The 20,011-nt window shown below is 70.6% G+C and carries 20 protein-coding genes; 12 read left to right on the top strand and 8 right to left on the bottom strand.

Features of this window, described 5'->3' with window-relative positions; all coding sequences use genetic code 11:
- Positions 1–66: 66 nt before the first annotated feature.
- The gene (xylB, locus tag OG223_RS08865; protein ID WP_329244866.1) at positions 67–1,512 is read right to left on the bottom strand and encodes a xylulokinase; all 1,446 of its coding nucleotides are present in this window, start codon (positions 1,510–1,512) and stop codon (positions 67–69) included.
- A gap of 132 nt (positions 1,513–1,644) precedes the next feature.
- Here xylB and xylA point away from each other — a divergent pair, with 132 nt between their 5' ends.
- Both xylA and OG223_RS08855 read left to right on the top strand, forming a co-directional pair.
- Positions 1,645–2,811, top strand: a complete 1,167-nt coding sequence (xylA, locus tag OG223_RS08860) for a xylose isomerase (RefSeq protein WP_329244863.1) — start codon at positions 1,645–1,647, stop codon at positions 2,809–2,811.
- A 359-nt stretch (positions 2,812–3,170) separates the two neighbouring features.
- The gene (locus OG223_RS08855) at positions 3,171–3,416 is read left to right on the top strand and encodes a hypothetical protein (protein ID WP_329244861.1); all 246 of its coding nucleotides are present in this window, start codon (positions 3,171–3,173) and stop codon (positions 3,414–3,416) included.
- A 23-nt stretch (positions 3,417–3,439) separates the two neighbouring features.
- Here the strand turns inward: OG223_RS08855 and OG223_RS08850 are convergent, their stop codons facing one another.
- The gene (locus OG223_RS08850; RefSeq protein WP_329244859.1) at positions 3,440–4,786 is read right to left on the bottom strand and encodes an esterase-like activity of phytase family protein; all 1,347 of its coding nucleotides are present in this window, start codon (positions 4,784–4,786) and stop codon (positions 3,440–3,442) included.
- A 175-nt stretch (positions 4,787–4,961) separates the two neighbouring features.
- On the opposite strand from OG223_RS08850, the gene OG223_RS08845 reads away from it, so the two are divergent.
- Entirely contained in the window at positions 4,962–6,206 is a 1,245-nt protein-coding gene (locus OG223_RS08845) for a GNAT family N-acetyltransferase (protein WP_329244856.1), read from the top strand.
- Here OG223_RS08845 and rox read toward each other — a convergent pair.
- Positions 6,173–7,645, bottom strand: a complete 1,473-nt coding sequence (gene rox, locus OG223_RS08840; protein WP_329265202.1) for a rifampin monooxygenase — start codon at positions 7,643–7,645, stop codon at positions 6,173–6,175. The genes OG223_RS08845 and rox overlap by 34 nt on opposite strands.
- Before the next feature lie 377 nt (positions 7,646–8,022).
- Between rox and OG223_RS08835 the strand changes: the two genes are divergently transcribed.
- Both OG223_RS08835 and OG223_RS08830 read left to right on the top strand, forming a co-directional pair.
- Positions 8,023–9,087 (top strand): fatty acid desaturase family protein, encoded by a 1,065-nt coding sequence (locus OG223_RS08835; protein ID WP_329244853.1) that lies wholly within the window; start codon positions 8,023–8,025, stop codon positions 9,085–9,087.
- Positions 9,088–9,220: 133 nt separating this feature from the next.
- Positions 9,221–9,403 (top strand): hypothetical protein, encoded by a 183-nt coding sequence (locus OG223_RS08830; RefSeq protein WP_200676974.1) that lies wholly within the window; start codon positions 9,221–9,223, stop codon positions 9,401–9,403.
- A 310-nt stretch (positions 9,404–9,713) separates the two neighbouring features.
- On the opposite strand, the gene OG223_RS08825 is transcribed toward OG223_RS08830, so the two are convergent.
- The 3 genes from OG223_RS08825 to OG223_RS08815 all read right to left on the bottom strand — a co-directional run bounded on the left by OG223_RS08825 (position 9,714) and on the right by OG223_RS08815 (position 11,926).
- Positions 9,714–10,673 carry a hypothetical protein gene (locus OG223_RS08825; protein ID WP_329244848.1) on the bottom strand — a complete coding sequence of 320 codons (960 nt, stop codon included), beginning with the start codon at positions 10,671–10,673 and terminating at the stop codon, positions 9,714–9,716.
- Positions 10,674–10,808: 135 nt separating this feature from the next.
- Positions 10,809–11,105, bottom strand: coding sequence for a hypothetical protein (locus OG223_RS08820; RefSeq protein ID WP_329244846.1), 297 nt, complete (start codon positions 11,103–11,105; stop codon positions 10,809–10,811).
- A 221-nt stretch (positions 11,106–11,326) separates the two neighbouring features.
- On the bottom strand, positions 11,327–11,926 hold the full coding sequence (locus OG223_RS08815) for a class I SAM-dependent methyltransferase (RefSeq protein ID WP_329244843.1): 600 nt from the start codon (positions 11,924–11,926) through the stop codon (positions 11,327–11,329).
- Positions 11,927–12,078: 152 nt separating this feature from the next.
- Here OG223_RS08815 and OG223_RS08810 point away from each other — a divergent pair, with 152 nt between their 5' ends.
- From OG223_RS08810 to OG223_RS08790, 5 genes are all read left to right on the top strand, one after another.
- A complete protein-coding gene (locus tag OG223_RS08810) occupies positions 12,079–12,852 on the top strand; it encodes an MHYT domain-containing protein (protein ID WP_329244840.1) in 774 nt (257 codons plus the stop codon).
- Positions 12,853–12,916: 64 nt separating this feature from the next.
- A complete protein-coding gene (locus OG223_RS08805; protein ID WP_329244836.1) occupies positions 12,917–15,442 on the top strand; it encodes a sensor histidine kinase in 2,526 nt (841 codons plus the stop codon).
- Positions 15,439–15,876, top strand: coding sequence for a roadblock/LC7 domain-containing protein (locus OG223_RS08800; protein WP_329244833.1), 438 nt, complete (start codon positions 15,439–15,441; stop codon positions 15,874–15,876). Before OG223_RS08805 ends, OG223_RS08800 begins: the two co-directional genes overlap by 4 nt.
- A gap of 22 nt (positions 15,877–15,898) precedes the next feature.
- Positions 15,899–16,312 carry a DUF742 domain-containing protein gene (locus OG223_RS08795; protein WP_329244831.1) on the top strand — a complete coding sequence of 138 codons (414 nt, stop codon included), beginning with the start codon at positions 15,899–15,901 and terminating at the stop codon, positions 16,310–16,312.
- A 182-nt stretch (positions 16,313–16,494) separates the two neighbouring features.
- Complete coding sequence (locus OG223_RS08790; protein ID WP_329244828.1) at positions 16,495–17,100, top strand: GTP-binding protein; 606 nt, start codon at positions 16,495–16,497, stop codon at positions 17,098–17,100.
- A 10-nt stretch (positions 17,101–17,110) separates the two neighbouring features.
- Here OG223_RS08790 and OG223_RS08785 read toward each other — a convergent pair whose 3' ends face one another.
- Entirely contained in the window at positions 17,111–17,539 is a 429-nt protein-coding gene (locus tag OG223_RS08785; RefSeq protein ID WP_329244825.1) for a PPOX class F420-dependent oxidoreductase, read from the bottom strand.
- Positions 17,540–17,631: 92 nt separating this feature from the next.
- On the opposite strand from OG223_RS08785, the gene OG223_RS08780 reads away from it, so the two are divergent.
- Together OG223_RS08780 and OG223_RS08775 are read left to right on the top strand one after the other, a co-directional pair.
- The gene (locus OG223_RS08780; protein WP_329244822.1) at positions 17,632–18,045 is read left to right on the top strand and encodes a roadblock/LC7 domain-containing protein; all 414 of its coding nucleotides are present in this window, start codon (positions 17,632–17,634) and stop codon (positions 18,043–18,045) included.
- Positions 18,046–18,170: 125 nt separating this feature from the next.
- The gene (locus OG223_RS08775) at positions 18,171–19,157 is read left to right on the top strand and encodes a DUF6397 family protein (protein ID WP_329244819.1); all 987 of its coding nucleotides are present in this window, start codon (positions 18,171–18,173) and stop codon (positions 19,155–19,157) included.
- Here the strand turns inward: OG223_RS08775 and OG223_RS08770 are convergent.
- On the bottom strand, positions 19,144–20,007 hold the full coding sequence (locus OG223_RS08770) for an acyl-CoA thioesterase (protein WP_329244816.1): 864 nt from the start codon (positions 20,005–20,007) through the stop codon (positions 19,144–19,146). The two genes, OG223_RS08775 and OG223_RS08770, sit on opposite strands and share 14 nt — an antisense overlap.
- Positions 20,008–20,011 lie beyond the last annotated feature (4 nt).

Raw genomic sequence — 20,011 nt, 5'->3', positions numbered from 1 at the left:
CCGTCGGCCCTTGACCTGTGCGCACCGGCGGATGTCCGTCCCCCGACACTCCTTGATCGGTGTGCGTCAACGGCCCTCCGGCCCCCGTTCGAGCAGCGGAGCCGCGTCGGAGAGTACCCCGGAGATCCTCGCCAGCGTCGCCTCGTCGCGCTCCACGGCGTCCAGCACCGGCCCGGCGGCCGTGTTCCAGCGCCGGGCCACCGCGGCCGGATCCTCGCCGGTCAGCAGGCCTGCGGCCTGCGCGGCGGCGCCCAGCGCGACCAGTTCCTTCGCCTCGGGCACCTGGACCGGACGTCCCGACAGCCGCCGTACGGTCTCCTGCCAGGCCGTGCCGCGGGCGCCGCCGCCGATCAGCAGCAGCGGCGTGGTGCGGTCCGCGTCCTCGTCGAGGACGAGGTCGAGCGCGCCCAGCAGCGCGTGTACGGCGCCGTCGTAGGCGGCCTGGAGGAGCTGGCCGCCGGTGGTGTCGTGGCGCAGGCCGTGCAGCAGGCCCGAGGCGTTGGGGAGGTTCGGGGTGCGCTCGCCGTCCAGGTACGGGAGCAGCGTGACCGAGGTGCCGGGCTCCACGGCCTCCCGGTCCAGGCCCAGCAGGGCCGCCACCCGGTCCACGGCCAGCGTGCAGTTCAGGGTGCAGGCCAGGGGCAGCCAGTCGCCGTGCGCGTCGGCGAAGCCCGCGACCGTGCCGGACGGGTCGGCGGGGCGGTGCTTCGACACCGCGTACACCGTGCCCGACGTGCCGAGGCTGAGCACGGGAACGCCGGGGCGCAGCCCGAGGCCCAGCGCGGCGGCGGCGTTGTCGCCGGTGCCGGGGGCCACCAGGGTGCCCTTGGAGAACGGCAGATCGTGACAGTCCCGCACCGTGCCCGCCACCTCGCCCGGCCGCACCACTCGGGGCAGCAGCGCCGGGTCGAGCCCGACGTGCCGGAGGATCTCCTCGTCGTACGACTCGGTCCCCGAGGCCCACCAGCCGGTGCCGGAGGCGTCGCCCCGGTCGGTGGTGCCCTGCCCGGTGAGCCGCTCGGTGAGGTAGTCGTGGGGGAGGCGTACGGTCGCCGTCGCGCGCACCGCCTCCGGCTCGTGCTCGGCGAGCCAGGCCCACTTCGTGACCGTGAATGAGGCACCGGGCACGCTGCCCGTGCGCTCCGCCCAGGCCTTCGGACCGCCCAGTTCCTCGATCAGACGGGCGGCCTGCGGTGCCGAACGCACGTCGTTCCAGAGCAGCGCCGGGCGTACCGGCTCGCCCTGGGCGTCGAGGGTGACCAGGCCGTGCTGCTGGCCGCCGATCGACACGGCCGCCGCCTCGTGCGCCGCGTCCCCGCACTGGCGCAGGGCCTCGCACAGGGCGTCCCACCACTGGCGCGGATCGCTCTCCCGGCCCGCCCCCGAGGAGACGGTGTGCGGCGCCTGGCCACTCGCGACGATCCGGCCGGTGGACACGTCGACGACCAGTGCCTTGGTCGACTGGGTGGACGAATCCACGCCGACGACGAGCGGACCCTCGGCTGCTGACATCGGGTTTCTCCCTTGTGTGCGGCATGCGTCTCCGCCCGGAGACACATTGTCCCTTCCCAGAGACGCTCCGGCATACTAATTTGTAAACCGCCATGACGAAATAGTCGGAGCGAAGCAACAAGGAGCCGCGTCATGAACTACCAGCCCACCCCCGAGGACAGGTTCACCTTCGGCCTGTGGACCGTCGGCTGGCAGGGAAGGGACCCGTTCGGCGACGCCACCCGCCGTGCCCTCGACCCGGTCGAGACGGTGCAGCGCCTGTCCGAGCTCGGCGCCCACGGTGTGACCTTCCACGACGACGACCTGATCCCCTTCGGGTCCTCGGACACCGAGCGCGAGGCGCACATCAAGCGCTTCCGCGAGGCCCTCGACGCGACCGGCATGAAGGTGCCGATGGCGACCACCAACCTCTTCACGCACCCGGTCTTCAAGGACGGCGCGTTCACCGCCAACGACCGCGACGTGCGCCGCTACGCCCTGCGCAAGACGATCCGCAACATCGACCTGGCGGTCGAGCTGGGCGCCGAGACCTACGTCGCCTGGGGCGGCCGCGAGGGCGCCGAGTCCGGCGCCGCCAAGGACGTACGGGTCGCTCTCGACCGCATGAAGGAGGCGTTCGACCTCCTCGGCGAGTACGTCACCGACCAGGGCTACAGCATCAAGTTCGCGATCGAGCCCAAGCCGAACGAGCCCCGCGGCGACATCCTGCTCCCCACCGTCGGCCACGCCCTGGCGTTCATCGAGCGCCTGGAGCGCCCGGAGCTCTACGGCGTCAACCCCGAGGTCGGCCACGAGCAGATGGCCGGGCTCAACTTCCCGCACGGCATCGCCCAGGCCCTGTGGGCGGGCAAGCTCTTCCACATCGACCTCAACGGCCAGTCCGGCATCAAGTACGACCAGGACCTGCGCTTCGGCAACGGCGACCTGCGTGCCGCCTTCTGGCTGGTCGACCTCCTGGAGAGCGCCGGTTACGCCGGCCCGAAGCACTTCGACTTCAAGCCGCCGCGCACCGAGGACCTCGACGGCGTGTGGGCGTCGGCGGCCGGCTGCATGCGCAACTACCTGATCCTCAAGGAGCGTTCGGCCGCGTTCCGCGCCGACCCGGTGGTCCAGGAGGCGCTGCGCGCCTCGCGCCTGGACGAACTGGCGCAGCAGACCGCGGCGGACGGCCTCAAGTCGCTGCTCGCGGACCGCTCGGCGTTCGAGGACTTCGACATCGAGGCGGCCGCCAAGCGCGGGATGGCCTTCGAGCAGCTCGACCAGCTCGCCATGGACCACCTCCTGGGAGCACGCGGCTGACGGCACGCACGCGTGCGTCACTCACGAACCCGCCGGTTTTCGTGAGTCTCCCTTTGTGACCGACCCCCGCGCGGAATGCTCCGGAATCATGCGATCCACGGCATGAGCCCGTATCAACCACCGCGCGGGGGTCGCGTCATGACCACTGCGCGGCGACCCTTGACGGTATGGCCATGCCGCCCGTACCGCCTCAGCCGCCCGGACCACCGGGCGCCACTCCGCCTCAGGGAGGCGGCTTCGGACCGCCTCCCGGAGACTTCGGCCACGGATCGGGAGGGGACTACGGGGACTACGGATCGGGAGGGGACTACGGACCGCCTCCCCGCAGGCGCCCCCGACCGCTGTTCATTCTGCTCTCCGTGCTCGTGCTCGCCGGGGCCGTCGTCGCCGTCGTGTTGATGGCCTCCGGGGGACATGACTCACCGGACAAGAAGGCGCCCGACGAGAGCAGTTCGAGCGGGAGCCCTTCTCTCATCCTTCCCACGAAACTCCCCACCGGCCTGCCGACCAAGCTCCCGACCGCGCTTCCGTCGAACCTCCCCTCGGAACTGCCGGGCGAGGTTCCCAGCGACATCGAGTCGCTGCTCCCGTCTCTGTTCGGCTAGCCGCTACGGGAGTTGACGGAGGATCAGATGCCGTGCGGCAGCCTCACGTACACCACGGTGGTCTCGATACCGCTGTCGACCAGCCGCCCCTGGGCGTCGAACGCGCCCGCGCCGTCCGTCATCCCGAAGTCGTTGTCATTGATCAGGGCGAGCGTGTCGTGATCCACGCGCGCGATGCCCTCGATCTTCTGGGGCACCCCGGAGACTGTCCCCAGGTCGACGACCAGCTTCTTGGCCAGCACCGGGACACCTGCGGCCGCCGGGTCGTCGAGCTGCTCCAGCGACGGGGACGTCGTGTCGTCGTCGTAGCGACCGCCGAGGATGTTCGACTTGCGCTCCAGCTTGACGAGTTGGAGCCGGGCCGCCTTGTCGGTGCGCTCCTCGACCAGGAGGCGGTCGTCGCCCACGGCGACCACCGAGGAGATCTTGAGTTCGGACGTGTCGTCCTCGCTGGGGTCGACCACGTTCACCGGGTCGAAGCGGTACGCGTACTCCGCCGTGACCGCCTTCTTCTTCGGCGAGAAGCGCAGCAGACGGGTGTTCAGGGACGCGTCCCCGGCGTCCCCGTCCGGCAGCGACAGCGGGCTCTGCAGGGCCATCACCAGGTCACCGCCGGGCAGTTGGGCGAGCCCCTCGAAGCCGCGGTTGATCTTCCGGCGCAGCAGGACGGCCGGCAGCGCCTCCACCACCGGGTAGTCGGCACCGGTCAGATGCAGCCCCTTGGGCACGTACCGCGTGAGCACCTTCCCGCGCGCGGAGACATGCACCAGGGAGGGCCCGTACTCGTCGACGAGCCAGAAGGACCCGTCCCCGGCCCGCACGATGCCCTCTGTGTCCAGCCCGTTCGGGTTGTACGACAACGGCGTCTGTGCGTCGTAGGAGTACGGCGCCTCGTCGCGCCCCTGCTGGTTCGACAGCCCGGTGACGGCCTTCCCGGACGACGTGGCGATCGGGAGGGCCTCCAGGGCCTTCACGCTGTCTCCGGAGACACGGATCTTCACGATCGCCGGGTCGAAACCGGGCACCGGGAACGTACGGCGCTTCGTCCCGCTCACCTTGATCTGGCCGTTGGGCCCGCGGTCGGTGATCGTCCAGTACTCGCCCTTGCGGCCGGCCGGGTAGATGTCGCTGCCGATACCGCCGAGGTCCACTCCCCGGTCGTTGTCCACCGACCCGGCCAGCAGCGCGTTGCTGAACGCGCCGAGCGGGATGTCGCCCAGCGTCGCCATACGCGTGACATGGGCGGCCTCGGCCTTCGCGGGCGCTCCGACGGCCGTACCCGCCGCCATGAGGGCGACCACGACGGCGAACGGAACACCCACCGCGACGGAATGACGGACACGGCGCCGGACGAGGTCGTGCGGGGACATCGGGCCTCCTGAGGGCAAGTTCGCTGACAGCGGCCACAGTTGGCGCTCCAGAGGAACGATGCTCGACGGTGAGGTGAATCAGGGGTGTCCGCCGCTCGTCGGGCGGGCTCGGCACCGGCGACGGGCCGGCCGCAATTCGATCGCGTCCCGTGATGCCTTCGGCTACACAGGACCGGTGGATGATCCCTACCCCCTCCGCCCGGTCACCGAGGACGAGTTCGAGACCTGGGCCCGCATGGTCGGCGACACCTACGGAAGTGATCTGTCCGACGAGCAACTGGCCCACGGGCGAGCCGCGACCGAACTGCCCCGCACCATCGCCGCGTTCGACGGCCCCGCACCGGTCGGCGGAACCGCGGCACACGCGCGCGTACTGACCGTTCCGGGCGCGCTGCTCCCGGTCGCCGGGGTCACCTGGGTCGGTGTCACCCCGACCCACCGCCGACGCGGCATCCTCACGTCGATGATGCGCAGACAGCTCACCGACCTGCACACGTCCGGCGCCGAGCCGATCGCGGTACTGCGCCCCTCCGAAGCCGCCATCTACGGCCGCTACGGCTACGGGCCGGCCACCCAAGGAGCCCGCCTCCGCTGCGACAAGCGCGCCCTGCGCTTCCGCCCCGGAACCGACTTCGGTGACGGAACCATCCGCCTCCTGGGACGCGATCAGGCCCGCCCGCAGATCGAGAAGCTCTACGACCGCGTCCGGATCGACACGGTCGGTTGGCCCGGCCGCAACGTCACCTCCTGGGACGGCCGCTTGACCGACCGACCGGAGGAGCGCGGAGGCGCGAGCGCGCTGCGATGCGCACTGCACCATGAAGCGGACGGCCGGACGACGGGATACGCCCTCTACCGGATCAAGCAGGACGCGTCAGGCGGCGACGGGAACGCGCTGCGGGTCGTCGAGCTGGCCACCGTCTCCCGGCAGGCGTACGCGGCCCTGTGGCGCTTCCTCGCCGGCATCGACCTCGTCTCCTGGATCGAGTACGAGGGAGCGGTGGACGAGCCGTTGCCGTACCTGCTGACCGATCCGCGCGCCGTGCGCCCGGCGCCGGTCGATCGCCTCTGGGTACGGCTGGTCGACGTCGACCGGGCGCTGGCGGCTCGGCGTTACGCGGGCGCCCTGGACCTCGTCCTGGAGGTCGAGGACGCCTTCTGCCCCTGGAACACGGGCCGTTACCGGTTGACGGCCGACCACGACACGGCTTCCTGCGCACGGACCCGCGCACCGGCCGACCTGCGGTTGACCGCGGCCGAACTCGGAGCGGCCCTCCTCGGCGGCACCACGCTCGCGTCCCTCGCCGCCGCCGGTCTCGTCCAGGAACTGCGAGCCGGAGCCCTGTCCCGCGCGACGGCGGCGTTCCGCGCCGACCGGGAGCCGTTCTACCCGGGAGGCTGGGCGTTCCCGGCGTACTGACCGGTGGAGGGCACCTGGTGGGCCGCGCCGAACCACCTGGGCAACCGACCGAGCAGATCCTCCTGGTCGTCCCCCACCCACGCCACGTGGCCGTCCGGCCGGAGAAGCACCGCAGGTACGTCCAGTTCCTCGCTGACGTCGACTACGTGGTCGACGCGATCCGCCCAGCCCGCGACCGAGAGCCGACCGGTCTGGTCGAGCAGCAGGCCTCGGCCGCCGTGCGTCAACTCGTAGAGGCGCCCCTGTTTCAGCTTCACGTCCCGCAGTCGCCGACCGAGCAGTTCATGGCCCTCGCCGAAGTCGTAGCGGATCCCGACCGCGGTGATCATCTCGGTCACGTACCGGTTCACCTCCTCGAAGTCCATGAGCGTCGAGAACAGTTCCCGTAGTGCGGTCGCCCCCGGATCGGTCCCCAGAAGCGTGATCTGCGCGCGCGTGTTGGCGATCACGCGGGCGCCCACCGGGTGTCGTTCGGCGTGATAACTGTCCAACAACCCTTCCGGAGCCCAGCCGTTGACCGCGGCCGCCAGCTTCCAGCCGAGGTTGAACGCGTCCTGTACACCGAGGTTGAGCCCCTGTCCGCCGGTCGGCGGATGGACGTGCGCCGCGTCGCCGGCCAGCAGGACCCGGTCGACGCGGTAGCGCTCGGCCTGCCGGGTGGCGTCGCCGAAGCGGGACAGCCAGCGCGGCGAGTGCACACCGAAGTCGGTGCCCGCGACGGCCCGTAGCCGCTGCTTGAAGTCGTCGAGGGTCGGCGCGGTCGCACGGTCCTCGGCAACGCCGTCGGCGGGCACGACGACGCGGTACACGCCGTTCTCACCGGGGCTGACGCCGAACCGTAGCTGGGTCCTGCGGACTTCCTCGACGACGCCGGCGATCGTGGCCGGATCCTCGGTCGCCTCCATTTCGCCCAGCAGCGTCTCGACGGTCGCGGGCTCGCCGGGGAAACCGACGCCGAGGACCTTGCGTACCGTGCTGCGACCGCCGTCGCATCCGACGACGTAGCGCGAACGCAGCTCCGATCCGTCCGCCAGTTCGACGGTCACCTCGTCCTCGGCCTGACTCAACCCGGCCACCTCGCAGCCGCGCCGGATCTCCGTGCCGAGTTCGACGGCACGCTCCTCGAGCAACCGCTCGGTGACCGGCTGCGCGGTGGCGACGCCGTACGGGTGGGCCGTGTCCGACCGGTCCGGCCACGGTTTGACGATGCCCCCGAAGAGACCGCCCACCTGGAACTTCTGGCTGACATCGAGGAACCGGTCGAGCAGGCCGCGCTGGTCCATGATCTCGACACTGCGCGCGTGCAGACCCTGCCCGCGGGACTCCCCGGTCGGCCCGGTCAACTTCTCCAGCACGACCACGTGCACGCCGTGCAGTCGCAACTCGCAGGCCAGCATCAAGCCGGTCGGTCCGCCGCCGACCACGATCACGTCAATCATCACAACGCCCATCCAACGAGATTGGTTTCCGGCCCGCCGATCCGTGGACCCATGCTTCGTGAATCCTTTGTTTCCGCAGGTCCCGGCCTCGGTCGGCCATTTTGCGGGACGCACCGGGCCTTGCCGCAAGCCCCCCGTCGCGCTATACCTTGGGTGTGGCAAGGAGTGGACGACTCCTTGCCATTGCCTTTTTTCCGGGTACGCCTCCGCAGGCTCGACTCCTGTGCGCTCGGGGCGGCGAGGGTGTCGTCAACCCCCCTGAAGGGACCCGGTTTACCCCCGTACGGACACGGGGGGTGCCGTCATGGTCGCGACAGGTCACCGATTCGTACGTTTGCTCAGGTCAGCCCGTTGCCTGAGAGAGCCGGAGACCGGACATGTCCCAGACCACCGCAGTCGTCGGCGCACCTGATCCTGGGGATGCCGTCGAGGCACCTCCAGGAAGCGAGTTCGCGCCCCTTCTGCGCAGGGTCAAGAACCGAGGCCTACTGGAGCGGCGGCACACCTGGTACGCGCGCTGCATCGCCGCCAACGCCCTCGCGTTGAGCGGCATCGTCACGGGCATCGTTCTGATCGGCGACTCCTGGCTGACCCTGCTCCTGGCGCCGCTGCTGGCCGTGTTCGGTGCCCGCACGGCCTTCATAGGCCATGACGCGGGCCACTCCCAGATCGCCGGCGACAAGACCGTCAACCGCCTCGTCGGCCTGATCCACGGCAACCTGCTGCTGGGGATGAGCTACTCCTGGTGGAACGACAAGCACAACCGCCACCACGCGAACCCCAACCACATCGACAAGGACCCGGACGTCGTCGCCGACATCCTCGTCTTCACCGGCGAGCAGGCCAGGGACCGCTCAGGTTTCCGGCGCCGGCTCACCCGCAACCAGGCGTGGCTGTTCTTCCCGCTCACCCTGCTCGAAGGCGTCGCCCTCAAGGTCCACGGTTTCCAGGACCTGCGGCGCCAGCCCCGTCGTGAGCGGACGGTCGAGGGCGCTCTCCTGGTGAGCCATGCCGTGGCCTACGCGACGCTGCTGCTCATCTCGATGTCCCCGGGGAAGGCACTCGCGTTCGCCGCGCTGCACCAGGCCCTGTTCGGCCTGCACCTCGGCCTGGCCTTCGCGCCCAACCACAAGGGCATGGGGATGCCGGACCCGAACGGCGAACGGTGGGGTCATCTCCGCCGCCAGGTACTCACCTCGCGGAACGTCCGTCACGGTGTCCTGACCGACTGGTTCCTCGGCGGCCTCAACTACCAGATCGAACACCACCTCTTCCCGAGCATGCCGCGGCCCAATCTGCGGCTCGCACAGCCTCTGGTGCGCGCCCACTGTCAGGATGTGGGTATCCCGTATGTGGAGACCGGGCTCGTCGACTCCTACCGACAGGCCCTGCGCCACCTCCACGAGGTGGGGGAGCCGCTGCGCATGGAGTGGACGGAGTGACGGAGCAGCCGAAGGCCCGGGTACCAGTAGGGGAAGCGCCTCAGGGATGTCTCAGGGTCGCGATCCGGAACCGTGGGGAGCGCGGACCCGTTTTCAGATCAGAGAGCGGCTGCGGCCGCGGAGGAGGCGACATATGTCGAAGAGCGCGAAGATCGCCGTAGGAGGTGTGGCGGTCGGCCTGTTCCTGTGGCTCTGGCTGCCCTGGTGGGCCGTATTCCTGATCGTCGTGGGAGTGCCGACGGCCGCATATCTGACGCTGGACCCCTCGCAGCGGCGTCGACTGCGCCGCGTGGCAAGCAAGGAGATCGGTCGCTGACGCACGGCTGCCGACTGCGTTCCAGCCCGGCGCGCAGGGGCAGATCACGGCACGGCACCGTCCGCGGGACCGCAGACAGCAGCCCCGTGGACGGTGCTCGGCCGAGCACCGTCCACGGACCGAGGAGGGCGAAGTTCCGCGTGCTCCCGGCCCAATTCGAGCGCTTCATCGGCTTTGACCGTACGACCGGTGGACGGTTACCGGCGGAGGCATACGGCCCGAGGGCAGCGTGCGGCCACGCGTGTGTGGGGCCCTGCTCGTGGCCGGCCCGGATCCAGTCGTCCGGACGCCCGGATCCGCACCCAAAGGCTCAACTCGGCCGTACGGCCAGCTTGTCGAGTGCTTCCAGGAGGCCGGGGAGTTCGGGACCGCGGCCCACCGGCAGGACCTCGCCGGGTTCGTCGTCGAGCAGGACGAACGCTATGTCGTCGGTCCGGGCCACCAACGACCAGCCGGGGCCGTCGGCGCGCAGCGTGCGTGCGTCGCCCGGTGCGAAGGACGATCTGACGCGGCCGAGGGGCGGCGGGGTGTCGACGTAGGCGCGGACCTCCGTCAGCACCCGGCGGACGCCGCTGTGGCCCGCCTGAGCGCCTTCTCCGGTGCCGTCCGCCGGGGTCGTGTTCGATGCGGTGCCGTCCGGCCGCGTCCCGTCCGCTTCGGGTGCGGTGTCGGAGTCGGCATTCTCGGGGGTGGCGTCCGAGGTGGCCTTGTCCGCCTTCGGCGCGTCATCCGCCTCGTCCTGAACCTCCTGCGCCTCCTGAGCCGAGAAGGTCCCGTCGACGATCTGCTCCCGCCACAGGGCCCATTGCAGCGCGATCTCGTCGGCACCCAGCCGTCGTTGTGCCGGACCCCACGTGGTGGTGTCCGGTGGAGTCAGCGGCGGACGGTCCACGAGGTCGGGGTCCGGATCGTGCGGTGCGGGCACATTGGGTGCCGCGACGGCGACCGCGAGCGGCCAGCCCGGCAGGGCGGCGACCACCGTGCGCTCGCTCGGCGACAGGTCGTACTCCATGCCGCAGTCCCAGGACGCGATGGCGACCGCGACCAGTGACACGTCGTCGACGACGACCGTCCACCGCGCCCCGTCGCTGTCCTGGCCGAGCACCAGGCCGTACCCGTCGGCGAGCGGCGCCATACCGAGCGCGGCACAGGCCTCCGGGTAGTCGTCGCCCAGCACACTCGGGAACTTCGCCGGCGTCAGCAGTATCGCCGTGAGCACATAGAGCGCATCGTCCTCGGCGGCGACGGCCTCTTCATCCGTGTCGGCCATCCCAGCCTCCCCATCATTCGTCCAATCGCGCGCACCCTAGTGTGCGCGGAAGCCCCTTGTCACGACTCCCAAGTACACCCGGAGCTGCAGTTTTCCGCCTGGACAGGGCGAAATGACCACCGGTAACCCGAACTGTCAGGCCGCGGGCAGCCCAAGAAGCGCCCGAGCCACCGTCCGCGGCGACTCGTCACGCTCCCTGGCGAGCGCGACGACGGCCCGGCACGCCAGCTCGCTCACCCCGAAGGACAGCGCCTCCGGCGACACCCAGCCCGCGGCTTCGTAGACCCGGTCCTGGTCGTCCTCCGCGCGGGCCGAGACATAGACGGCCGCGGCCTCGAACAGATTGTGCCCGCGCTGTTGCGGGCCTTCGCGCGCCTCCGCGCGCGTGGAGGTGAGAAATCTGGCGAAGGTCTTGCGGGGCCTGCCGAACATGCTGACCACCTTCTCCCTGCGTGGTTTGTGGTCGCCGACCGTTCATCTACTGCTACCCAAACTGGAGTTGGAGTCACGGCGGCAGAAAAAGGGGACCGCGCGGTGAAGGGCGTGGAGCGCCCGCATCGAAACGGGCCGGTCGTCGGATGAGCCCACCGTGGCCCGGAGCGAACTCGCGGGCCGGTGCGGCCTGTTCGTCGACGGTGACTACGTACGCGGGCTCAGCCCTCGCGCACGGCCAGCGCCAGGAAGCGGGCGTCCTCGTCGGCGTACGAGGTCATGTTCCACCCCGAACCGGCCAGCAGTGGACGGAGATTGGGCTCCGCGCGCAGGTCGTCCGGCGTGATCTGCCGCCCCTGACGCGCCGCGAGCGCGGCCCGGCCGATCGGGTGGAACAGGGCCAGCGTGCCGCCCGGGCGCACCACCCGTGCCAACTCCCGCAGATTCTCCTCCGGTTGGGGCAGGTGCGCGATCAACCCCGCGGCGAACACGGCGTCGAGCGAGTCCGACCGCAGCGGCAGCGCGGCGACGTCGGCGATCAGCAGGCGCCCGTCACGGCCGCGTCCGGCCCGTACGGCGGCCTCCAGCATGGCCGGGGTCAGATCGGCCCCGACCACCACTCCGGACCGCCCCACGGCCGCACGGAGCGGCGGCAAGGCGCGTCCCGTCCCGCAGCCCGCGTCGAGCACCCGGGCTCCCACCCGCAGCCCGAGTTCGGCGACCGCGGCGGCGTAGGCGGGCCCGTCGTCGGGGAAGCGGCTGTCCCAGTCGGCGGCGCGCGCGCCGAAGAACTCCTGGACGTGTGTGTGGTCGTCGCTCATGTTCCGCATGATCCCGCACCGACACGGATGACGCTTCGGCGCACACGTTCGAGCGTGCCGCGGTCGCTCACGTACCTCTCTGCGCCATATTGCGACACCTTTCGAAATGCGCCCCCTTTGTGCACCCGTGCCCCTACTAGCGTCCCCTGGTCATGGGACACCTGGACCACGCCACCTTCGGCTGGCTGACCCCCGTGCTGTCATACGTGATGGCCTGCATGGGCGCCGCACTAGGGCTGCGCTGCACCGTCCGCGCCCTCGGTGCCACCGGCCGGTCGCGCCGCAACTGGCTCATCACCGCGGCCTCCGCGCTCGGCACCGGCATCTGGACCATGCACTTCGTGGCCATGCTCGGCTTCGGCGTCAGCGGCACCGACATCCGCTACGACGTGCCACTGACCATCCTCAGCCTCCTGGTCGCCATGGTCGTCGTCTGCGCGGGCGTCTTCGCGGTCGGCTACGGCCGCGACCGGAGCCGTGCGCTCTTCCTCGGCGGCCTCACCACAGGACTGGGTGTCGCGAGCATGCACTACCTGGGCATGGCGGCGATGCGGTTGCACGGTGACGTGAGCTACGACCCGATGCTCGTCGGACTCTCCGTCCTGATCGCCGTCGTCGCGGCGACAGCGGCCCTGTGGGCGGCCCTCAACATCAAGTCGCCCGTCGCGGTCACCGCCGCCTCCCTCGTCATGGGAGCGGCCGTCAGCAGCATGCACTACACCGGCATGTTGGCGGTGCGCGTGCACGTCACCCCCTCCGGGGCGGTCCTGCCCGGGGCCACGGCGATGCAGTTCATCTTCCCCCTCGCCGTCGGCCTCGGGTCCTACCTGTTCCTGACCTCGGCGTTCGTCGCCCTGTCGCCGACCACGGGAGAACGCGAGGCCACCGCCTCGGCCCAGCGGCCGGTCGAGAGCGTCGCCCGCTAGCAGACGACCCGGACCGACCGAGGCCCGCACCGCACGCCCCGATCCACTCCCGAGCGAGGAGGCCATGCGTACCCCCCGTAGGACCCCGAGAGCCGGCGCCGAGACGCCGCCCGTGCGCGGTCGTCGCGCGCACGCCGGACCACCCGCCGACGAACTCTTCGACGAGCCCCTTGACGCCCCGTCGGAGGACATACCCCCTCGCGCGGGACGATGGCGGATGCGCCCCCGCACCGTACGGGCCAAGATCGTCTGTCTCCTGATGGTGCCGGTCGTCTCCCTGCTCGCCTTGTGGGCGTACGCCACCGTCAGCACGGCCCAGGACGTCTCCCGGCTACGTCAGTTGCAGCGCGTGGACTCCGAGGTGCGCAGCCCCGTCGCGGCGGCCGTCGCGGCGCTGCAGGCCGAGCGGTCGGCCGCCGTGAGCTACGCGACCGACCCCGACGCCGAGCAGAGCGGCGACCTGAAGAAGCTGGCGGCGAGCACGGACAGGGCGGTCGCCCGATTGCGGCTCGGGGACGACAACACCGTTGCCGACGGCGAGGAACTGCCGGCCGGAGTCGCCCGACGCCTGGAGACCTTCGTCACCGGAGCCGAGCAGCTGCGCTCACTGCGGACCGACGTGCTCGGCCACCGCGCGGGATGGGAAGAGACATACGGGCAGTACACGAAGAGCATTGCGACGGCCTTCGCCGTGGGCGGGGCGCTCACCGGAATCCAGGACGCGGACCTCGGATCCGACGCGCGCGTGCTCCTCGAATTCTCCCGGGCCGGCGAATCGCTGTCCCAGGAGGACGTGATGCTCGCCGGCGCCCGTCTCGACGGCCGGCTGGACGGGGAGCGGCTGAGGCTGTTCACCGGCGCCGTCGACACCCGCCGCACACTGACCGACTCCGCCGTCGCGGATCTGCGCGGCTCCGAACGCACTGCCTGGCAGCACCTTGTCGACACCAGCGCCTACAACGTGGTCGGCACCGTCGAGGACAAGGTCCTCGCCACCAACTCGGGTACCCGGGCGATCGCTGCGGCTCCGGAGACCACCTGGAACAGTGCCCACGCACGCGTGCAGGACGGCATGCGGACCATCGAGTCGGACGCGGGGAACGGCGTCGCCGACCGCGCCGATCCGTTCACCCGCGGGCTGCTCACCTCCGCCGGTGCCGCGGTCCTGCTCGGTCTCGCCGCCGTCATCGCCTCGCTCGTCATCTCGGTACGCATCGGACGCGGTCTCGTCGTCGAACTCGTGAGCCTGCGCAACGACGCGCTGGGGATCGCCCGCCACAAACTCCCCGAGGCCATGCGGAGACTGCGTGCGGGCGAGGAGATCGACGTCAGGGCGGAGGCCCCGCCCGGGTCACCCTCGGAGGACGAGATCGGGCAGGTCGCCGAGGCCCTGGGCACCGTGCACCGCGCCGCGTTGCGGGCCGCCGTCGAACGCGCCGAACTCGCCAGTGGCATCTCCGGGGTCTTCGTCAACCTCGCGCGCCGCAGTCAGGTCCTGGTGCACCGTCAACTCAGCCTGCTGGACAGCATGGAACGCCGCTCCGAGGACCCGAACGAACTGAGCGACCTGTTCCGCCTCGACCACCTCACCACCCGCATGCGACGGCACGCCGAGAGCCTGATCATCCTCTCCGGAGCGGCACCCGGCCGGGCCTGGCGTATGCCGGTCTCCCTGACCAACGTCGTCCGGGCGGCCGTCTCCGAGGTCGAGGACTACGCGCGCGTGGAGGTACGCCAGCTCCCCGAGGCGGCCGTCGTCGGCACGGCCGTCGCCGACCTCACGCATCTGCTCGCCGAGATCGTGGAGAACGCCGCCCAGTTCTCGCCGCCGCACACACGCGTGCGGGTCACCGGTGAACCCGTCGGCAACGGCTACGCCGTCGAGGTCGAGGACCGGGGCCTGGGCATGGGCAAGGAGTCCCTGGGCGAGGCCAACCGCCGCATCGAGCAGTCCGAGGCCCTCGACCTCTTCGACAGCGACCGGCTCGGCCTCTTCGTGGTCAGCAGGCTCGCCGCCCGCCATGGCATCAAGGTGCACCTGCGGACCTCGCCCTACGGGGGTACGACCGCGGTCGTACTGCTGCCGACGGCGCTGCTGCACGGCGGTGCGGCGGAACGTTCCCCTCGTGCGGCGGTCGAGGACGGGGAGCGGGCCGTGGAACGCGAGTACGCGCGCGTGCCCACCGCGGCCCAGCACCAGGAGTCCGTCCCGGCCTCGGCCGACCGGCCCGCCCTGTCGGCCTCCGCACGGGCCGCGGCGGAGCGGGCGAACGACACCCCGCCCCCCGGAGTGACCACCTTGCGACTGCACCGTCCCCCCGAGGACACCGAAGGGACCGAAGACAGCGACGATCTCCCACGCCGCGTACGCCAGGCGAACCTCGCCCCCCAACTCCGCGAACAGCCCACCGCGGAACGGGAACAGGCGCCGGCCGCCCCGCGCGACGAGCACCGCACCCCGGAGGTCGTACGGGACCGGATGTCGGCCTACCGCGAAGGCTGGACGCGCGGTGGCGGCAGGCAACCGGGCCGTGGCGCCACCCCAGGCCCCGCAACGGGCAGAGACAGCAGCGAAGGAGACCGCACGTGATCCAGGACCCGAGCATGAGGGCCGCCGGGCGATCCGGTGAACTCGACTGGCTGCTGGACGACTTGGTGCTGCGCGTGAGCGAAGTACGCCATGCCGTGGTGCTGTCCAACGACGGCCTCGCCGTCGGCGCGTCGACCGACCTCAAGCGCGAGGACGCGGAACACCTCGCCGCCGTCGCCTCCGGATTCCACAGCCTGGCCAAGGGCGCGGGACGGCACTTCGGGGCCGGCGGAGTGCGGCAGACCATGGTGGAGATGGACGACGGCTTCCTGTTCGTGGCCGCCGCCGGAGACGGCTCCTGCCTCGCGGTCCTCACCGCTGTCACCGCCGACATAGGCCTGGTGGCGTACGAGATGGCACGACTGGTCAAGCGCGTCGGCGAGCACCTCTACACGCCGCCGCGCGTCGGTGCGCGGCCGCCCGCAGCCGGATGAGGCGAGAGGGCGGTCCGCCACGATGACCGAGGACATGATCGGCGCCCAGCACGAACCGGGCAGCCAGTGGTACGACCAGGAAGCCGGGCCTCTGGTCCGCCCCTACGCGATGACGGGCGGACGTACCAAACCAGGCCCTACGGGCGTGCGTTTCGACCTGATCGCGCTCGTCACACTGGATGTGGGCGCCCCCGACTTCGACGACGACACCGGACTCGGGCCGGAACACCGGTCACTCATCGACCTGTGCCGTACGGAAACGCAGTCCGTCGCCGAACTCGCCGCCGGAGCGGACCTCCCTCTGGGAGTGGTCCGGGTGCTCCTGGGCGACCTGTTGGAGCTCGGCTGCGTCACTGTCAGCCGTCCCGTGCCGCCCGCGCAGTTGCCCGACGAACGGATTCTGCGCGAGGTGATCGAGGGGCTACGGGCACTGTGACGAAACTTCAGAACCACTCGAACGCGTACGACGCCGACTTGCGCACCCTTTCGCTCGCCGAACGGACACAAGGCGGTCACATCGGGCACATAGCGGTCCAACCTCCCAGGAGGAGGCCGCACTTGCCACGATGCACGCCTACGGACGTCGAGCGTTACCGGCACTCCCGAGAGAAGTGATCGATGGTCTCCGAGCACTCCGACGCCGAGGACGGCGAGACGACCGCCCTGGCGTTGAAGATCCTGGTCGCCGGCGGATTCGGCGTGGGCAAAACCACCATGGTGGGCGCGGTCAGCGAGATCAGGCCGCTGCGCACCGAGGAACTGCTCAGCGAGGCCGGCCAGTCGGTGGACGACACCGGCGGCGTGGATCAGAAGGTCACGACGACCGTGGCCATGGACTTCGGCCGTATCACCATCAGGTCCGGCCTCTCCCTCTACCTGTTCGGCACACCGGGCCAGGACCGCTTCTGGTTCCTGTGGGACGAACTGTCGCAGGGGGCCCTGGGGGCCGTGGTCCTCGCGGACACCCGGCGACTCGAGGACTGCTTCCCCGCGGTCGACTACTTCGAGCACCGGCACATCCCGTTCGTGGTGGCCGTCAACTGCTTCACGGGCGCGCGCAGTTACGGCGCCCATGACGTCTCCCGAGCGCTGGACCTCGACCAGGGAACACCCGTGGTCCTCTGCGACGCCCGTGACCGCGACTCGGGGAAAGAGGTGCTGATCCGGCTCGTCGAGTACGCCGGGCGGATGCACACCGCCCGGATGCTCGACTCGGTGGGCTGAGCCGGAGCTCTCACTCCGAAACGCCCTTCTGGGCCAGGACCTTCCCGATCGTGACGCGGACGAGGAGTTCACCCGGCACCCCGTTGCGGGCGCCGAACTCCTCGGCGCGCTCCTCGCCCATGTACCGGGCCGCGATCCGGGCGGCCCAGTACCGGAGTTCGCCCGGTTCCTCCGACAACTCGGCGCGCCCTTGCAGCACCACGAAGTCGAACGGCGGTCGATCGTCGTCCACGCAGAGGGCGACTCTCCCATCACGGGCCAGATTGCGCCCTTTTACCGTTTCCTTCGCGGTGTTGAACACCACATCGTCTCCGTCCAGCAGGAACCAGATCGGTGCGACATGTGGGCTCCCATCGGCGCGGACGGTCGACAGCTTGCCGGTGCGCGTGCCGTGCGAGACGAACGCGCGCCATTCCTCGTCGGTCATCTTCTGTGCCATGCCCCCATCCTCCTTGCTCGGGCGACGGTGGTGGGGAAGGCTGACGGGAGATCCTCCGGCCAGGGGGAGAGGCGACACGGGGAGGCCGGAACATGGCGCAGAACCAGGGACTGAGCTGGCTGCTGGACGATCTGACCGAGCGTGTCGAGCACGTACGCCACGCCCTGGTCCTGTCCAACGACGGACTGGTGACGGGCGCGAGCACGGGACTGCGCCGCGAGGACGCCGAACACCTCGCCGCCGTGTCGTCCGGACTGCACAGCCTGGCCAAGGGCTCGGGACGCCACTTCGGCGCGGGCGGGGTGCGGCAGACGATGATCGAGTTCGACGACGCCGTCCTGTTCGTCACCGCCGCGGGCAGCGGCAGTTGTCTGTGCGTCCTCAGCGGCGCGGACGCGGACATCGGCCAGATCGCCTACGAGATGACACTCCTCGTCAACCGCGTCGGCGAGCATCTCGGCGTGGATGCCCGACAGCCCGAGCGAACCCCCGTCATAGACCTCTGACCTGCGAGTTCGTCGACCTCTGCGGAGTTGTCCACAGGCCCGCCACGAGATCCGCCGGACCGGTTACGTTTTGTTCATCGCGAGCGCACACAGCGTGAGCAATGGACTCCGCGGGGAGATCGACCATGGCAGGAAACACCATCACCACACCGTCGGACCTCTCGTACGCGCCCAGCCGCGCGGCACGGGAACTGGGGCTCAAACGAGGCGAGTTCGACCTCGCCGTCCATCTCGGACGCATCCGCACCGTGCCTGACGAAGGAGGCGGCGGCCGCCGTGTCGCCCACGCCGAGATCGACCGGCTGCGCGCGGTGGACGGGTTCCCCGAAACGCTCCTGGAAAGCGTCAGGACCGTGGGTACCACGGACGGCGCTGCCCTCATGAAGGTCACCGCCGCCAGGTTCACCCGCCTCGCCCGGCTGGGACTGGTGGTGCCGGTGAAGTTCTACCTCAACCGCTATCGGGCTGTGGTCTGGCTCTATCTGGCCGAAGAACTACGGCAGTTCGCGGCCGACAAGAACCACGTCGCGCTGCTCAACGGCCGTACGCCCGAGGGACTGAGGGGCCAACTGCAAGGCGGCCTGGATCTACGGCCCCGCAACTGGCGCGGACGGCATCTGGGATTCCTGCTCCGCCAGGCCGACGATCTCTGGGAGCGTGCCGGCGCACTGGCCGCGCTGCTCGATCCCGTCCAGGTCGCGGAAATCGTCCAGGACCCGTACGAGCGCGCCCACTTGAACCGGTTCCGGCCCGACCCGCCCGCCCACGGGGCTCCCGGTTCGGCCGCCGCCCACCTCGCCGAGCGGATCATGACGGCGGAGGACCCGGACGAGATCAGTTGGCTGCGGGCGGATCTGACCCAGGTGCTGAACGAGGCGCGCAGCCACTGCCCCGCACCACGGCCGACCATCGAAACAACCGCACCATGGCTGATCATCGAATCGGCCGAACCACCTTCTTCATCCGCCGAATCGGCCGCACCAGCGCCGTCCCCGAGCGGGCACCCGCCCGAGCCGGCACCGGAACCCGAGCGATCGCGCGGCATCTTGAGCCGGCTGCTCCGCGGCAAAGGCGTGAGGCGCAGCGCGCATCCACCAGCTACAGGGCTCTGAACAGCCCTTCCTGGACGACCGAGACGAGCAGGCGTCCCTCCAGGTCGTAGATCCGCCCGCGGGCCAGACCGCGGCCGCCCGTCGCGATCGGGGACTCCTGGTCGTACAGGAACCACTCGTCCGCGCGGAACGGCCGGTGGAACCACATGGCGTGGTCCAGCGACGCCATGTCGAAGTTCCGCGGCCCCCACAGCGGTTCGACGGGGATGCGGACGGCATCCAGGAGGGTCATGTCGCTGGCGTACGTCAACGCGCAGGTGTGCACCAGCGGATCGTCACCGAGTGGCCCCACCGCGCGCATCCACACGGCGCTTCGCGGCTCGGCCTCCTTGATCTCCTCGGCGCTCCAGCGCAGCCCGTCCGCGTACCGGATGTCGAAGGGCTGACGGCGTGCCATCCGCTCCAACTGCTCGGGCAGCACGCCCAGATGGGCCCGGACCTCCTCCGACACCGTCGGCAGGGACTCCGGATCCAGGACCTCGCGGGCCGGCAGTTGGTGCTCGAAGGGACCTTGCTCAGGCTTGTGAAAGGAGGCGGTGAGATTGAAGATCGTGCGGCCCTGCTGCACGGCGGTGACCCGACGGGTGGTGAACGACCGCCCGTCCCGAACCCGCTCGACCTGGTACACGATCGGAACGCCCGGCCGGCCCGGGCGCAGGAAGTACGCGTGCAACGAGTGCACGGGCCGGTCGCCCTCCGTGGTGCGCCCCGCGGCGACCAGCGCCTGGCCCGCGACCTGGCCGCCGAAGACCCGCTGCAGGGACTCGTGCGGGCTGCGGCCACGGAAGATGTTGACCTCGATCTGCTCCAGGTCGAGCAGGTCGACGAGCCGCTCTGCCGGGTTCGTCATGGGT

Origin of the sequence: Streptomyces sp. NBC_01478 (assembly GCF_036227225.1) — a bacterium.
Classification (GTDB): domain Bacteria; phylum Actinomycetota; class Actinomycetes; order Streptomycetales; family Streptomycetaceae; genus Streptomyces.
The sequence above is the reverse complement of the archived record's forward strand: the minus strand, read 5'-3'. Positions and strand labels throughout refer to the sequence as shown.

Bases quoted from the DNA above. Each gene is read 5' to 3' on its own strand.
- OG223_RS08790 (WP_329244828.1), top strand. From the start codon at position 16,495: ATGGTCTCCGAGCACTCCGACGCCGAGGACGGCGAGACGACCGCCCTG.
- OG223_RS08770 (WP_329244816.1), bottom strand. From the start codon at position 20,007: ATGACGAACCCGGCAGAGCGGCTCGTCGACCTGCTCGACCTGGAGCAG.
- OG223_RS08780 (WP_329244822.1), top strand. From the start codon at position 17,632: ATGGCGCAGAACCAGGGACTGAGCTGGCTGCTGGACGATCTGACCGAG.
- OG223_RS08815 (WP_329244843.1), bottom strand. From the start codon at position 11,926: ATGAGCGACGACCACACACACGTCCAGGAGTTCTTCGGCGCGCGCGCC.
- OG223_RS08805 (WP_329244836.1), top strand. From the start codon at position 12,917: ATGCGTACCCCCCGTAGGACCCCGAGAGCCGGCGCCGAGACGCCGCCC.
- OG223_RS08850 (WP_329244859.1), bottom strand. From the start codon at position 4,786: ATGTCCCCGCACGACCTCGTCCGGCGCCGTGTCCGTCATTCCGTCGCG.
- OG223_RS08835 (WP_329244853.1), top strand. From the start codon at position 8,023: ATGTCCCAGACCACCGCAGTCGTCGGCGCACCTGATCCTGGGGATGCC.
- OG223_RS08825 (WP_329244848.1), bottom strand. From the start codon at position 10,673: ATGGCCGACACGGATGAAGAGGCCGTCGCCGCCGAGGACGATGCGCTC.
- OG223_RS08795 (WP_329244831.1), top strand. From the start codon at position 15,899: ATGACCGAGGACATGATCGGCGCCCAGCACGAACCGGGCAGCCAGTGG.
- xylB (WP_329244866.1), bottom strand. From the start codon at position 1,512: ATGTCAGCAGCCGAGGGTCCGCTCGTCGTCGGCGTGGATTCGTCCACC.
- OG223_RS08820 (WP_329244846.1), bottom strand. From the start codon at position 11,105: ATGTTCGGCAGGCCCCGCAAGACCTTCGCCAGATTTCTCACCTCCACG.
- rox (WP_329265202.1), bottom strand. From the start codon at position 7,645: ATGATTGACGTGATCGTGGTCGGCGGCGGACCGACCGGCTTGATGCTG.
- OG223_RS08785 (WP_329244825.1), bottom strand. From the start codon at position 17,539: ATGGCACAGAAGATGACCGACGAGGAATGGCGCGCGTTCGTCTCGCAC.
- OG223_RS08775 (WP_329244819.1), top strand. From the start codon at position 18,171: ATGGCAGGAAACACCATCACCACACCGTCGGACCTCTCGTACGCGCCC.
- OG223_RS08830 (WP_200676974.1), top strand. From the start codon at position 9,221: ATGTCGAAGAGCGCGAAGATCGCCGTAGGAGGTGTGGCGGTCGGCCTG.
- xylA (WP_329244863.1), top strand. From the start codon at position 1,645: ATGAACTACCAGCCCACCCCCGAGGACAGGTTCACCTTCGGCCTGTGG.
- OG223_RS08810 (WP_329244840.1), top strand. From the start codon at position 12,079: ATGGGACACCTGGACCACGCCACCTTCGGCTGGCTGACCCCCGTGCTG.